The sequence below is a fragment of the Methanosarcina barkeri str. Wiesmoor genome, assembly GCF_000969985.1.
Taxonomy (GTDB): Archaea; Halobacteriota; Methanosarcinia; order Methanosarcinales; family Methanosarcinaceae; genus Methanosarcina; species Methanosarcina barkeri_B.
On the sequence record NZ_CP009526.1, the window covers coordinates 4391314 to 4404152 of the forward strand.

Consider the following 12839-nt stretch of genomic DNA (forward strand, 5'->3'; position numbering starts at 1 on the left):
TTTAGTCCTCCCTCGCCTTTGCTCCGTATCGGGTGTAGATTAATGTCTGCTCCCAAAGCTGTTTAGTGAAAAAAAGCATATCAATGTCATTACAAATATTATTTGTAAGGAACTCTAAAATCTCTTTATCTGGAATCTCTTTAGAATTATCACTATTTAGTGAAATTTTTTCCACAAAATCAGTCATTTTCAGAAGCTCGCTTCTTATAATTTTTGCAATTTCTTTCTCAGTATTACTGCGGGAACAAAGAAATAACATACAAGCATAAATTCCGTTTTCCTGCAAAACGCCTAAAGTCTTTGTAACGAGATTTTCTACACTTTTACTTTGTTTGCCCATTGTATTTTTCATGATTTCTTGAGAAGTTCGTGCAGCTTCAAGATCAAGATTCATTCTCACAAACCTCCCAGGAACATATTTGTTTCATCCTCCCAAATCCTCTGGTAATCATTCCACCGATACCCAGATACTCTATCAAATGAAAGCCTGCGTTCAAAACATCCATTGGCGAGTCCCAAGTTTCTCCAAGTGAATCACCGATGTTTTCTGTTTCGCCTTTGAATTGTTTGTCAGTTACAGGAAACTTACTCATATAATCGTCTTGTACTACATCAAAAAATAACCAAGTCGTTCTAGGGATTGCTTCATAAGTAAACAAAGCTTTATCTTCAGCTGCTCCAGTTTCTGGATTTATGGCGACCGAAGTACGAACTTCAAGGTTACTGTTGACGATTTGAGAAAATAACTTGGAAGATACAATTGAAAGTCGGTTAGCTATAGAATTCCATTTATTGTTTTCTTTAATGACATCTGGAGGAGTTATTTTTAATCCGGTAACCGCTTTCAGTGAAAGCCACCCAAGATTTAATGTGTCTTTTTCCCAATTCACAGAAGTAAATACGCTTTCATCAGAAAGCTCAACAGTATCTGGTATAGAAAATCCGGCAATTTCAAGAACTTCTTTTGTACTAACCCATAGAGGTCCTGCAATAGAATTTACTGGAAATAGCAAAATTTGTGCATCACTAATGCTAATTTTACCTTGCTGACCCCCCTCGGTTTCTGTATATGTACCAAATGTATAGATTATTGGACATTTTTTTGGGTCTTTTGCCTTTAAATTTTTATGCTGGCCAGCTGCTTCTGGTTTCCCATATTTCATTGAGGCATAGTGACGCGCTGCTCCCATTAAACTTGTTCCTGGAATTTTTGGAAGATTTGTTCCAGGCTCCCTAACTATTGTGTTATCAACTCTTCCAAGTTGGGATTGTCCAGTACCTATATGAACAGGGTCCAGTGCCATGAATAGATAAAGTTGTTGAGTATAAAGTTTGTTTGATTTACCCATTCAAATTCCTCCAAAAGGTTCCTCTGCTCTATATTTTAAAATATTCATGTATAACTCCAAAATATCCCTCAATTTTCCAGACTTTGCTGCATCTTCTAATTCACTCATTTTTGCATCATCTGGTCTTCTTCCATTGTTCCAGTTTGCATTGTAAAGAACATCATGAACAAAAGTTTCAAAAACAGTTGTATCTTCCCCAACAGCCCACTCTTCCCTTTTTTTTTCAACAAGAGTAATTACATTTTTTATCTGCGTATTTGATAAATTTTTGGAGCATAGATCCCATAAATAAGTGAAATTATCAAGTTCTTCAAGAAGATATGGTCTTAGAGCTTTCAAACTGTCTCTTCTATATCCTTTTTCATCGTAACAAATTTCAAATCTGCGGGAAGCTGAATCTAGAAATTCGAAATCAAATTTAGAAGGCAAAATACTTACTGTATCTCCTTTTTTTAACTCACTAACATGAATCAGCCATCTATTGAAATTCTCATAATTTCTAAAGGAATGCATAAAGGAGTTAGATCGTTCCTGAAAATTTCCCTGAGCATAAAAATAGGGGTACCAGTAATCAGTAGTTATTTCATCCCCCATTTTTGAACTAATTTCCCACTTTGTTCCATTGTTAAATTTAAGAGTGAATTTATTATCGTTTTCAATTGGATCTTCTTCCAATATCCATTTATCCTCATTCACTGATCTATCTTTATTTGATTTGCGCAGCATCCTGCGGCCTGCATCCATTAAAGCTGCTAGGGGAGTGTGTGACTTAGCAAATACCATCCCAAGACTTAAAGGCAAACGATTCCTTACTTTACCCATTTCCTCTTCGTATTTTGTTTTTATTAGTATGGATGCTTCAAGAGCTTTATCTGCTGGAATAATAGTCATAAATATACTTGGTTCAGCTAATATAGGAATTACAGGAACATAAGAAGTGTTTTCTTCGTCAATTTTTAGTATTTTCAAGCATCCTATCGGATTTAAGCGTTTTTTTCCCTCAGAGTCATAGATTTTAACTTTTTTATTAGAAAGATATTTTTTAAGATATTCTGTAGGGCTTTTATCAGTAGATTTTCCTGAATCAAAATCAAATTTATTAGCTAATTCCGTTAGGTTCTCGATTATAAGAAATTCATTATTTCTACCACAAAAAATGCTGAAACCGATTCTGTCTAACATAGCTTTATAAGAATGATCTCTTTTAAGGGAATTATTATTTTCAGATTGAAAATTTCCAAAAATCTTCAGTCTATTGTCAACACGACCTATTTTTTTCGCTAAATCTTCCTTTGCATCTTCCCAGAATTTCTTAGTTGTTCTCCAAATCCTGTGCATACGAGCAAAAGATGGAGTTTTTGGAATGACTTTGCCATTTGCGTCAGATCCTACCTTTATGGTAGAAATATACCCGTCTGGTTTTAGCCATTCTAAGAGGTCTAATCTGCCAGTTAGTAGGCAAATTCTACCGTTTGAATCAGCAACCTCATCAATCCATATTGTGTTATCGAGACTATGATACCACTCACTCGCTCTCCAAGTTACCCTCTTGACCCAGCAATCTGAAGCTTTTCTGTTAAATCCCTTTGAAGTGGGCCCCTGAGGACGTAACCAAGAGATAGTACATATCCCACAATCAGAAACATCTTTCCAAAAATTCTCAACCGCATTAACATCTGCTGGAGAGCAAAGTTCATCATTAGAGAGAATTCGTGCTATAGGTGGAATTTCGTTCTTTTCTTTATCTTCATTATTCGGTTCTTGCCCACACCATGCTTGATTATCAATGTCAGTAGTGAGAATGACTTCGCCTTTAAATCCGAAGTTATGTTCTTCATCAACTGCAAATTCATTTGCTATTAATTGCTTTAGTTGTGTTTTACTTTCTTCAGAAATTGTATACTCCAATAGATTTGGAATACTGGGTACAACATACAGACTGTTATTTTGATCTCGATATACTTCGTTCCCTAATGGATATTTTTCTTCAAGTAGAACTTTCACCCTATCTAATCCCTTTGTTAACATTTCTTTTCTTGTTGCTAATATTGGTATATTTTGAGCATTTCCCCATATCTGCTCGGAATTAAACTTTATTACTAAAAATTGCCACTTTAGATTTAGAGGATCTGTTTTTTCTCCCAGAAGCAATGAACCCGCTAAAGCAGATTTATATAACGCAGCAACAATACCTGACCAATCAGTAAGTGTAACCTCATTTGTAGGTCTTCTGGTTTCCCCTAGTGCATAATCAAAGGATTCAACTAATGACTTTACAAAAAAAGATCTATCATTTATTTTATCATATGGAATGCTTGTTAATTTAGGAGTAAGCTCTTCTATTCCTTTTTCAAATCCAAATGGATTGCTGATCATTGTGTAATCTTTGTATTGCTTAAATAATTCTTCAGAAACATTTTCTTTTTCAATATGTGCTGCACCATGACAACGACCTAAGGCCTTTACAATCCAAGGATATTTTTTTTGCAGATTTTCTTTTTTTAGAGTTTCAGGCCGGCCTTTTTCAATAAGCTTATTTAACGTTACTTTTTCGAAAATAGGATTTACTTCAGAAAAATCAATTTCGATTTTCTTAAATCTGGTCTTTATATCTTTAAGAAAATGGGTAACTTCACTGTTCTTTTCAGTAGAGTCTAATTGGCGATCCAAAGAATTCCCGATCAAAAATTTATCACTACACTTTCTCATGTCATGCAACCAAGCAGCAATCTCAGCTAAATGTAATGCTTTCTTATTGTCAGCAAGGATTTTGAGATCAGGACTCATTGTGTACCCCCGAAGATTCTAAAGAAGTAGCAATATTTTTGGAAACATCAATTAATTCTGAGAAACCTTCAAATCTCCATGTTGGCCATTCAGATGTAGGGGTATTTTGAGATTTCAGATATTTCTGCCACTTTTCGATATTATCATTGTACCATGTTTTGAATTTCTTAAATTCCTTCTGACTTCCATTAAAATTACCTAACTCTGAATTACTAAGAGGCCCACCATTTTTACCCCTGAATTCATCTTTTAAAATTCCATTTTCATCAAGGAATTTTTTATAAGAATCTTTTGGAAACTCAAATTTTTCTTCTTGAACCGAAACTTTTACACTTTTGTTTCTTAAAGTGATCGTACCATCTGTGATATTTTCATATGTTGTCCCATATCCACTTGATGTTTTGGCTCCAAATCCATAATAAGTAAACATCGATTTTAACCCCTCTGAGACCAATTGTATATCTTCTGAAACCTGCTTTCTGATCTCTTTTTCATCACATCCAATCAAGTCAAAAGGAACATATAAAAGTGTAAAAAAACCCGTTGTATCTTGCGGAACGCTTTCCATTAGAATTGGCACTGTCCCAACTCTACGCTTTCGGTCATGAGGATTAATTATTTCCAATGATTTTTTGGTAAAAAAAGTAGGGAAAAAACATAGTCTTCCCATCCTTAGAGCTATATCTTCGGAGATTGGAGATCTCTCGTTTCCGAAAATACGTCTTATCTTATCGTTTTCATAATCATAATTAAGTTGCCAGAGAGAGTTTCTGAGACTTCCTTTCCAAGAGGAAGGCGAGACAAATGGGAGATGTAGAACTTTATCTTTTCTCAGAGGATTATCAATTATGTGAAAATCGTTTTCATCAAGGGATATATAGGGCTTTTTAAGTTTGAACATAAAATTGAGAATAAAGGAGTAACTGGGTAGCGTAGAAATATTTACCTCTGGACATATGAAATTGTCTTTAATGTATTTTGTAAGTTCCCATTTTTCGATAACTTCTTCTAAATTAACTTTCAAATTCTGTTTCTGCCATACTTCTCGGAAATTATCTGACAATTTTTGATTAATGGTAGCCATGTAATGATAAGCTAGATATTCATTGGGCAAAATTAGGCCCTTAAGTTTGATCTCTAACTTTTTTTCTAATTCTTCTTTGTTTTCCTTTCCTGCCTTATCGATTTCCTCAACAATTATTTTGAGATCATTTATAGAGGCTTTTTCCTGTTGATAAAGAACTGAACCCCAATCAATATTCAATTAGGCACCCCCTGAAAAATTAGTTATTTCCTCTTCGTATTTCCTTCTTGGAGCTTCTTGGAGAGAAAACATTTTATTAATCTCTATACTGACTAAGTTACCCACAATTTTTTCAGTGAACCCCCAAATGCGTAAGAAATAATCACTTTCTGAAGGTTCTCTAAATAGATGACTTACAAAAATTCTACTTCCAATTCCATCTTCCTTTTTTTTGTTCTCAGGAAGTGTGCCAAATATTTGACAAACTTGGTTTTTATCTCCATTACGATGAGAATAATATGCCTGTCTCAATCCTGAACCTTTATTACGATTTGGAAGTTTGTACCTGATATCGAAAGATACAGGCAGATAACTTGTGAACGAGGACTGATTTCCAACAATGTACGATTTCTGAAAACTTTGAACTAACTGGTTTCTTACAGGAATTTTAAACTCGTAACACCAAAAATTAGATAAAGAGTAGAAGTCTGGTTTGTTTGCTTCTTTTTTGAACTCATCTTTGTTACAAAAATTATTTATCTCATTTAGGGCTCGTTTAAAATCCATCCTATTTTCCATTTCAAACTGACCAAAACCATACTGACTTTTGGCACCAATAGCACCAACATGGGACATTATGGAAAGTAATGCTTTGATCTGTGCGATTATTTCCGATTTGTCACCTCTACCGACTGGATAAATTCTAAACGTAAATTTTCCAAAAGAAAGGTTATTATTAAAATTTTTTTTGAATATTGTTGATAGCCACCAGTTATTCCCAACTTCATCTTTATCGAGTGTAACTAAGTGAAAAGGTTCTTTTACACCAAAATCTTCTATTTCTAATCGAAATCTTCTTTTCCATCCTCCACATCCAAAAAGATAACATGCTGGGCACAGTTTATTATTTCTGTCATTCTCTTTTTCCTTCCCATCAAGCATACATTTGCTATCACTTAATGGATTGCAAGCATATTTTCCGATTCCTCTTACTATTGCCTCATACCACCAACGCATACTACCAATAATGCCTGTTTCTCTTACTGTGTCCGGACTCCCATTTACTCCACCTGTCCATATTGGAGTAAGAGTTTCAATTACAATGGGTTCAGGTTCCATCATAAATAACTCCTTAATTTATGATTATATTTGTACAATTGCTAAATATTATTCAAGTTATAATGATTCCAATTTCCTTCGATTTTCTGTTATTTTCCTCACAGTCCCAAACCCCTTAGCAACCCCCTTTCCCACTCCCATAAAATCCGGGATCAAAAAATTAGCTATAAAACCGCCTGTAAAAGAAGTAAAATCCATATTTTTGTACTTTGAACATCTGACTTCCACATCAACATCGCATTTTATGGTATCAGGAACCGTATATCCAAAAGCTTTTGACATGGAAAGCAAATTTCCTACAAGCGTCTTCCTGAGGATTTCCTTTTTTTCTTCAGTCTTTCTGGTCTCAAAGAACTTTTCTTCATTTTCTTTATTAAGGGCAAGCCAGGGAGTGAGAAATTCGTAAAAGTAGAGGTTTTTTGTGAGGCCAAAATCCTGTTTTTTAAGCCTCAGAGACCTTTCAGTGATTTCAAAGTCCTCATGAGGAAGAGTAACCGTATCAAATTTATCAAATAAACATTTTAAAATTTCTGCTCCTTCATTTATACCAACCACTAGCGGCATCCTATCAAGAACTTTGTACTGCACAAGAGGGTAACGGTAATAATATCTGTCAGTGTTATGGTTGTGGAGCTGATCGTATTCATTGAATTTTGACGCAAAGAAACCACGTATCTGATTTGCGTCCCCCCTGAACTCTTCTGAGCCTTCAAAGGTCATTTCAAGAGTTTTGAGCTTAATATTTTCTGGAGTCATGGGAAATACAACGAATTTTTAAAAAGTATCATTTTAATTTAATTTGTATTTATTTTAACATAAATTACTTTTAACATAAATAAATTTTGATATTTTATAGCTAACCTTTTTTATAAAAATAAAAACTTTGTTTATATTTATGTAAACTCTTTTATCCTTTTGTTAACACTTTGCTCAATTCTTTCAAGCCCAGCCGCGTAATCCGTATGTTTGTAATAGTTTACCCACGGGTCAACAACATTATATATATTTTTAACAAACCTATCGTGAGCCTTGTTTTTACTCATATTGTCTAACTTTATTTTTTCTGCACTTACCATGCTCTCAATGCTCTCAATTACATTCTCAATAGACCCTTCAGTAGGTATGATTTTTATACTTCTCTCCAATCCATTCTCATCGATAATCTCTTGAAAATAGAAGCCTGCGAACTCGAACCCGTTCGCTGCAGTCCCAACATAGGTCTTTTCTTTGTTAAATTCAAGGCCCAATACATCCAGAACAGTCTCAACTCTGTCAGGATTGATCCATTCCTTTGAAAGGATCGCAAAATCATCTGCAAAACGAACAAGGTGCTCAACCGAATCCCCTTCAACGTTCTTCAGCCCAATCTCTGCCCACTGGTTGTCGAACTCAGTATTTCTTGATTGAAGAATCGCTTTCAAGATGTTGCTTTGACGATGGTAGTTTCAATCCTTGTTTTAGTGGATACTCTTCGTGATAAAAACGAAAATAAAATTTAAGGAACAAAAGGAGGAAAAAAGTAATGATCCAAGAAGAGATAATTTTTTGTCTTTGCTTAATCGAAGTTTGTTTTAACATTTTTCTAGAAGCTCTTGAAATCATTAATTTGATAAATATGAAAAAATAAATTAAAGTTTCGGCGATTTTTCCAGATTGCCGGTTTCAATCCTTTTTTCTTTGCCTCTATTTCTTGATTATGTTTTGACAGGTGTCAAAAATTAAAAAATTAAAGAGAAAAAAAGTTTAAATCTGAATTTTTGCGGTATTTCGGGATACTTTTACCACTTCCCAACTTTTCCAGCTCAGAAAGCAACGTCTCTTGGTTTAAAATACTCTGGGTCAAAATTTGTCCCCAGCCACGCCACTGTATGTTCGTATTCCTCATGTTTAGGGTCTTCCAGGATATCGAGCATCTCTTCATAGCCCCCTGTTCCTCCTATATCTTCAGGGGCAGCTGCTCTTTTTCCTGCAGTGCAGACTGGATATTTCGCTCCTTTTTTTTTCGGAAGGATTTCCTCAAGCCGGACTTTTATCTCCCAGTTGTCCTCGAAATCGTAGGTGTACAGAGCAACCTTATTTTCCGGAGTGAAGTATTTGGAAAGCTTAGCCTTATTTTCCGGCACAAGGGGTTCACAGAAAGTTTCACAACCGTCGTCTGTTTCCCCTATTTTTTCAAGTTCACCGGTTTTTGGGTTTTGCATTTCGAATTCATGCAAATGGTAATCTTCCCAATTCATTGCAGTCTGGATTGCCTTATGAAGGTCCAGAAAAGTATAATTTTCCGGCACCTGGATTCGCCGCCAGATCTTAGGACTAATACCTTTTATTGAAAGCTTTAACTGGTATATCTTTTTAAACGTGTCTTTCATACAGTTATTCCCCAGAATAAACGGCCGCTAACATCAACTGATTTCTGCTAACGTTCGTTCGCTTCTGCTAATATTAATTAATTTCTGCCAATATTCATTAATTTTTGCTAATCTTAGATACTATTCAATAATATCCTATAATATTCAATAATATCTAACAATACCCAACAACATCACAAATTATTTGATACCATTTGGTACTATTCAACGATTTCCATAACACGGATAAAACCGATAGCATGTATATGAATTTCTTTTATGATGTTTTTATGGCAGGAAGTGATAAAATTCTGGATCGTTTCTAAACATTTATCTATAGATAAGTCTCTAAAAATTTCAAACCACGTTTCCGTATGTCTCATGTATGAAAGGTTGAAAAGCCTATCTCCCACATATTCCATGCGTGTGAACTTTGTTTCAAAAAATAGAGATTCCTTACTGTCAGTAAATTCTCAGATAATTTCAAATCTGCATGACTTATACACTTGAAAAACAAAATCAAATACGTCAAACACTGTGGATTAAAGTCACATTTCAAACAGTTAACGGTCTAATGCTGTTGATTTTTCATTTAAACCGCTTGAGCCCGAACCTAAAAACTAACATCAAGCAGTTTATTTCTTGCTTAAACTGTATTGATATTTTTACTGTAAAGCAGAGAGTTCATTCACCAACTTTTTACTGCTCAGAAAGCAATGTCGTTTGGATCGAAGTATTCGGGGTCAAAATCTTCGCCCAGCCATTCCACTGTGTCTTCATATTCCTCGTTTTCGGGGTCTTCCAGGATCTCCAGCATATTTTCATAGCCCCCTATTCCTCCAATGTCCTCGGGAACAGCTGCTCTTTTTCCTGCAGTGCAGACAGGATATTTCACTCCTTCTTTTCTCGGAAGGATTTTTTCAAGCCGGATTTTTACATGCCAGTTGTCCCCAAAATCGTACCTGTACGTAGCAACCTTATTTTCCAGCGTAAAATATTTGGAGAGTTTAACTTTATTTTCCGGTACAAGAGGCTCGTCACTGAAAGCATCGTAATCTTCATCTTTTGTCCCGATTCTGTCAAACATCCCGGTCTTTGGGTTTTGCATTTCGAATTCGTGCAAATGGTAATCATCCCAATTCATTGCAGCCTGAATAGCATCATGAAGGTCCAGAAAAGTATAATTTTCCGGCACCTGGATTCGCCGCCAGATCTGAGGAGTTATGCCTTTCATTGAAATCTTAAACTGATATATATTTTTAAAATTGTCTTTCATAAGTTATCCCCCTGAATGAATGTCCTCTAATATCTAATAATTCCCTCTAATATACGCTAATTTCCGCTAATATATGTTAATTTCCCTAAAACCGATAATATCCAACAAAATCCGATAAAACGGCCGACGAGCAAATGAATTTCTTTCATGGCTGAAAGTGGGACAGATCCTTGATTGTTTCTAAACATTCGTCTATAGATAAATCTCTAAAAATTTCAAACCATGTTCCCGTATGTCTCATGTATGAAAGGTTGAAAAGCCCATCTCCCGCATATTCCACGCGTGCAAACTTTGTTTCAAAAGATGGAGATATTGCCTGCGGGTCTGGGCATGCGTACTTCGCGCAGAAGTAAAAATAGCTGCGGTACCACTTCGTATAAATGTCCACTACGTAGTTAAAACGAATCTCTTCCGGTAGAGGGTTGATGTATTCAGGTTTTAAAAACGATTCAACAAGTTCCTTCGCTTTTGTTTCTACTTCCGACTTCACATCCTCTGGTACCTTAGGTTTTGGAGACTTTCGTGGATTAAAGGCCCACGTTGTTTGTCCTCTTTTCATGGCATTATGTATATAGAGTCCTAAACAAGTTTTTCATATTACAAATTTTTATACTTATGGAGAATTAATACAGGAGATGACGACTCAAACGTTAATCTTTTTTCGGCTTGTACAGGCCTTAATCCTTGTTTTATTGGCTCTTGCTCACGAGTGTTAAGTTAAAAATAAACATATTCACAAACTGATGAATATTACTATAAAAGCGTCTCACTTAGAGCCTATCCGAAAAGTAGAATACCTATATTTTATGGTAATATTTATTAGTGTCAACACGAAAAAACGGACATGACTACGAGATCTCTAACGACTTCTGGAATAAAATCAAACCATTATTACCTCTCCCTAAATCTAAAAAGAAGCCTGGAAGACCTAGAAAAGATGATAAGAGAATCTTAAGTGGTATACTGTATCTTCTTCGTACTGGTTGCCAATGGAAATCTTTGCCACGATTTTATGGAGCTCCAAGCACTGTTCATGATCGATTTCAAGAATGGCAAAGATCTGGCTTCTTTGAAAAAATGTGGCAATCTGGTCTAATGGAGTACGAGAATAAGAATGGATTAGAGTGGGAGTGGCAAGCAATTGACGGTGCTATGACAAAAGCACCATTAGGTGGATCAGGAACCGGAGCTAATCCAACTGATCGCGGCAAGAAAGGTACAAAAAGGAGTATTTTAACAGATGGTAAAGGTATACCACTTTCAGTAACTGTTGATGGAGCAAATCGTCACGATAAAAAGCTTGTAAAAAGGACGTTGGATGCCATTATTTTTGAAAGACCTTTCCCAGATGAGGGAATTCAGAACATGTGTATGGATAAAGGATATGATTTTCCTGATATCAGAGAATTGGTCAAAGAATATGGTTATACCGCCCATATCAAAAGTCGTGGAGAAGAAAACATAAGAATAGAGATACCAGGTTTTAGGGCAAGAAGGTGGGTTGTAGAAAGGACACATTCATGGCTAAACAGATTCAGAAGACTGCTTATTAGATGGGAAAAGAAAATCGAGAATTACCTTGCTATGCTTCATTTCGCATGTGCATGGATAACATTCAGAGCAGCAGGATTTTTCGGATAGGTTCTTAGTAAAAGTAAAAATCATAATCTTAACTTCTGCTTATAAATCATCTTTTTTCCGTATCCATTATATTTGTGTAACATAATTCTTGTACCGTCAGCTTCTATTTCTGCATATCCAGTAACAGGATAAAACATAAAAAACTTAATTGTGCCACCCCAGCTCCTATGTAATGTTATAGCTTTTAACTTTCTAATTTTAACTTTACCCGATATTATATTATACCTATAACTTTTCTCGTAATCATCACCCCATTTACCTACACTTGTTACTTTTCCGGTAAATATGCGAGCCACGTTACAGTGTATAACTCTATCTCCAAACGCCTTACCATATTTTGGCTTACTACTTCGGGTTTGATTATTATTTTTACTACCAAATAAATTTTTAAGGAAATCTAGCATTTCCATCGCCTGATATACTTAGTAAAAAATAAAAAAGTTTCAATCATTTCCTTTTTTATTGGATCTTGATCGCGAATAGTATATACACAACTTACTTAAAAAGCATTGCTCACGAATCGAGTTCTCTGGGAATGTATGCCCAAAGGCTGTAGGTTTCAATCCTTGTTTTAGTGGATCTTGCTCACGAATCCTTACAGCCTTAGCACATAATGACACATTTGTAAGGTTTCAATCCTTGTTTTAGTGGATCTTGCTCACGAATCGTTGCAGAGGTTCTTCTGATGTAACTTTCCGGAAGTTTCAATCCTTGTTTTAGTGGATCTTGCTCACGAATAAAAGAGCTAAGTATCTAATTATACGTGAACTTAAGTTTCAATCCTTGTTTTAGTGGATCTTGCTCACGAATTAATGTATGATCCTCCAGTTTATTTAAAAATGGAGTTTCAATCCTTGTTTTAGTGGATCTTGCTCACGAATTAGATTGCAAACAGATTTTGAATGTCAAAAAGAGTTTCAATCCTTGTTTTAGTGGATCTTGCTCACGAATCACTTTGTGAATATGTTAAATTATCTGATGAACAAAGTTTCAATCCTTGTTTTAGTGGATCTTGCTCACGAATCATCTTCTGGTACCTCCCCTTCTTTATCTCCTGGGGTTTCAATCCTTGTTTT

General features: G+C 35.3%; 13 protein-coding genes and 1 CRISPR repeat array (1 of these 14 running past the window's edge). Of the genes, 1 reads left to right on the plus strand and 12 read right to left on the minus strand.

Annotated features, from left to right (window positions below; genetic code table 11):
- Position 1: 1 nt before the first annotated feature.
- From MSBRW_RS18020 to MSBRW_RS18065, 11 genes are all read right to left on the minus strand, one after another.
- Positions 2–394, minus strand: coding sequence for a hypothetical protein (locus MSBRW_RS18020; RefSeq protein WP_011306364.1), 393 nt, complete (start codon positions 392–394; stop codon positions 2–4).
- On the minus strand, positions 384–1349 hold the full coding sequence (gene cmr4 / locus MSBRW_RS18025; RefSeq protein WP_011306363.1) for a type III-B CRISPR module RAMP protein Cmr4: 966 nt from the start codon (positions 1347–1349) through the stop codon (positions 384–386). The genes MSBRW_RS18020 and cmr4 overlap by 11 nt, the downstream gene beginning before the upstream one ends.
- Positions 1350–4136 carry a CRISPR-associated protein Csx11 gene (locus MSBRW_RS18030; RefSeq protein WP_011306362.1) on the minus strand — a complete coding sequence of 929 codons (2787 nt, stop codon included), beginning with the start codon at positions 4134–4136 and terminating at the stop codon, positions 1350–1352. It abuts the gene before it with no gap.
- Complete coding sequence (locus MSBRW_RS18035) at positions 4126–5400, minus strand: RAMP superfamily CRISPR-associated protein (protein ID WP_230669852.1); 1275 nt, start codon at positions 5398–5400, stop codon at positions 4126–4128. Before MSBRW_RS18035 ends, MSBRW_RS18030 begins: the two co-directional genes overlap by 11 nt.
- Positions 5401–6501 carry a type III-B CRISPR module RAMP protein Cmr1 gene (gene cmr1, locus MSBRW_RS18040; protein ID WP_011306360.1) on the minus strand — a complete coding sequence of 367 codons (1101 nt, stop codon included), beginning with the start codon at positions 6499–6501 and terminating at the stop codon, positions 5401–5403. It abuts the gene before it with no gap.
- Between the two features lie 54 nt (positions 6502–6555).
- Entirely contained in the window at positions 6556–7254 is a 699-nt protein-coding gene (locus MSBRW_RS18045) for a CRISPR-associated endonuclease Cas6 (RefSeq protein ID WP_011306359.1), read from the minus strand.
- A gap of 137 nt (positions 7255–7391) precedes the next feature.
- The gene (locus tag MSBRW_RS18050) at positions 7392–7919 is read right to left on the minus strand and encodes an RNA-dependent RNA polymerase family protein (RefSeq protein ID WP_011306358.1); all 528 of its coding nucleotides are present in this window, start codon (positions 7917–7919) and stop codon (positions 7392–7394) included.
- A 381-nt stretch (positions 7920–8300) separates the two neighbouring features.
- Complete coding sequence (locus MSBRW_RS18055; RefSeq protein ID WP_011306357.1) at positions 8301–8867, minus strand: plasmid pRiA4b ORF-3 family protein; 567 nt, start codon at positions 8865–8867, stop codon at positions 8301–8303.
- Between the two features lie 200 nt (positions 8868–9067).
- Complete coding sequence (locus tag MSBRW_RS24520) at positions 9068–9268, minus strand: hypothetical protein (protein ID WP_011306356.1); 201 nt, start codon at positions 9266–9268, stop codon at positions 9068–9070.
- Positions 9269–9552: 284 nt separating this feature from the next.
- The gene (locus tag MSBRW_RS18060) at positions 9553–10122 is read right to left on the minus strand and encodes a plasmid pRiA4b ORF-3 family protein (RefSeq protein ID WP_011306355.1); all 570 of its coding nucleotides are present in this window, start codon (positions 10120–10122) and stop codon (positions 9553–9555) included.
- A 145-nt stretch (positions 10123–10267) separates the two neighbouring features.
- Positions 10268–10681 carry a DUF3024 domain-containing protein gene (locus MSBRW_RS18065; protein WP_011306354.1) on the minus strand — a complete coding sequence of 138 codons (414 nt, stop codon included), beginning with the start codon at positions 10679–10681 and terminating at the stop codon, positions 10268–10270.
- A gap of 263 nt (positions 10682–10944) precedes the next feature.
- Here MSBRW_RS18065 and MSBRW_RS18070 point away from each other — a divergent pair, with 263 nt between their 5' ends.
- The gene (locus MSBRW_RS18070) at positions 10945–11763 is read left to right on the plus strand and encodes an IS5-like element ISMba5 family transposase (RefSeq protein ID WP_011306353.1); all 819 of its coding nucleotides are present in this window, start codon (positions 10945–10947) and stop codon (positions 11761–11763) included.
- Between the two features lie 20 nt (positions 11764–11783).
- On the opposite strand, the gene MSBRW_RS18075 is transcribed toward MSBRW_RS18070, so the two are convergent.
- Positions 11784–12173: a hypothetical protein gene (locus MSBRW_RS18075; RefSeq protein WP_155398364.1), complete on the minus strand. Its 390-nt coding sequence runs from the start codon at positions 12171–12173 to the stop codon at positions 11784–11786.
- A 146-nt stretch (positions 12174–12319) separates the two neighbouring features.
- Positions 12320–12839: a CRISPR direct-repeat array (repeat unit 37 nt; unit sequence GTTTCAATCCTTGTTTTAGTGGATCTTGCTCACGAAT); it runs 748 nt beyond the window's last position.

Excerpts from the sequence above, each read along its gene's own strand:
- MSBRW_RS18020 (WP_011306364.1), bottom strand. The coding sequence starts at position 394 with ATGAATCTTGATCTTGAAGCTGCACGAACTTCTCAAGAAATCATGAAA.
- cmr4 (WP_011306363.1), bottom strand. The coding sequence starts at position 1,349 with ATGGGTAAATCAAACAAACTTTATACTCAACAACTTTATCTATTCATG.
- MSBRW_RS18030 (WP_011306362.1), bottom strand. The coding sequence starts at position 4,136 with ATGAGTCCTGATCTCAAAATCCTTGCTGACAATAAGAAAGCATTACAT.
- cmr1 (WP_011306360.1), bottom strand. The coding sequence starts at position 6,501 with ATGATGGAACCTGAACCCATTGTAATTGAAACTCTTACTCCAATATGG.
- MSBRW_RS18045 (WP_011306359.1), bottom strand. The coding sequence starts at position 7,254 with ATGACTCCAGAAAATATTAAGCTCAAAACTCTTGAAATGACCTTTGAA.
- MSBRW_RS18055 (WP_011306357.1), bottom strand. The coding sequence starts at position 8,867 with ATGAAAGACACGTTTAAAAAGATATACCAGTTAAAGCTTTCAATAAAA.
- MSBRW_RS24520 (WP_011306356.1), bottom strand. The coding sequence starts at position 9,268 with ATGGAATATGTGGGAGATAGGCTTTTCAACCTTTCATACATGAGACAT.
- MSBRW_RS18060 (WP_011306355.1), bottom strand. The coding sequence starts at position 10,122 with ATGAAAGACAATTTTAAAAATATATATCAGTTTAAGATTTCAATGAAA.
- MSBRW_RS18065 (WP_011306354.1), bottom strand. The coding sequence starts at position 10,681 with ATGAAAAGAGGACAAACAACGTGGGCCTTTAATCCACGAAAGTCTCCA.
- MSBRW_RS18075 (WP_155398364.1), bottom strand. The coding sequence starts at position 12,173 with ATGGAAATGCTAGATTTCCTTAAAAATTTATTTGGTAGTAAAAATAAT.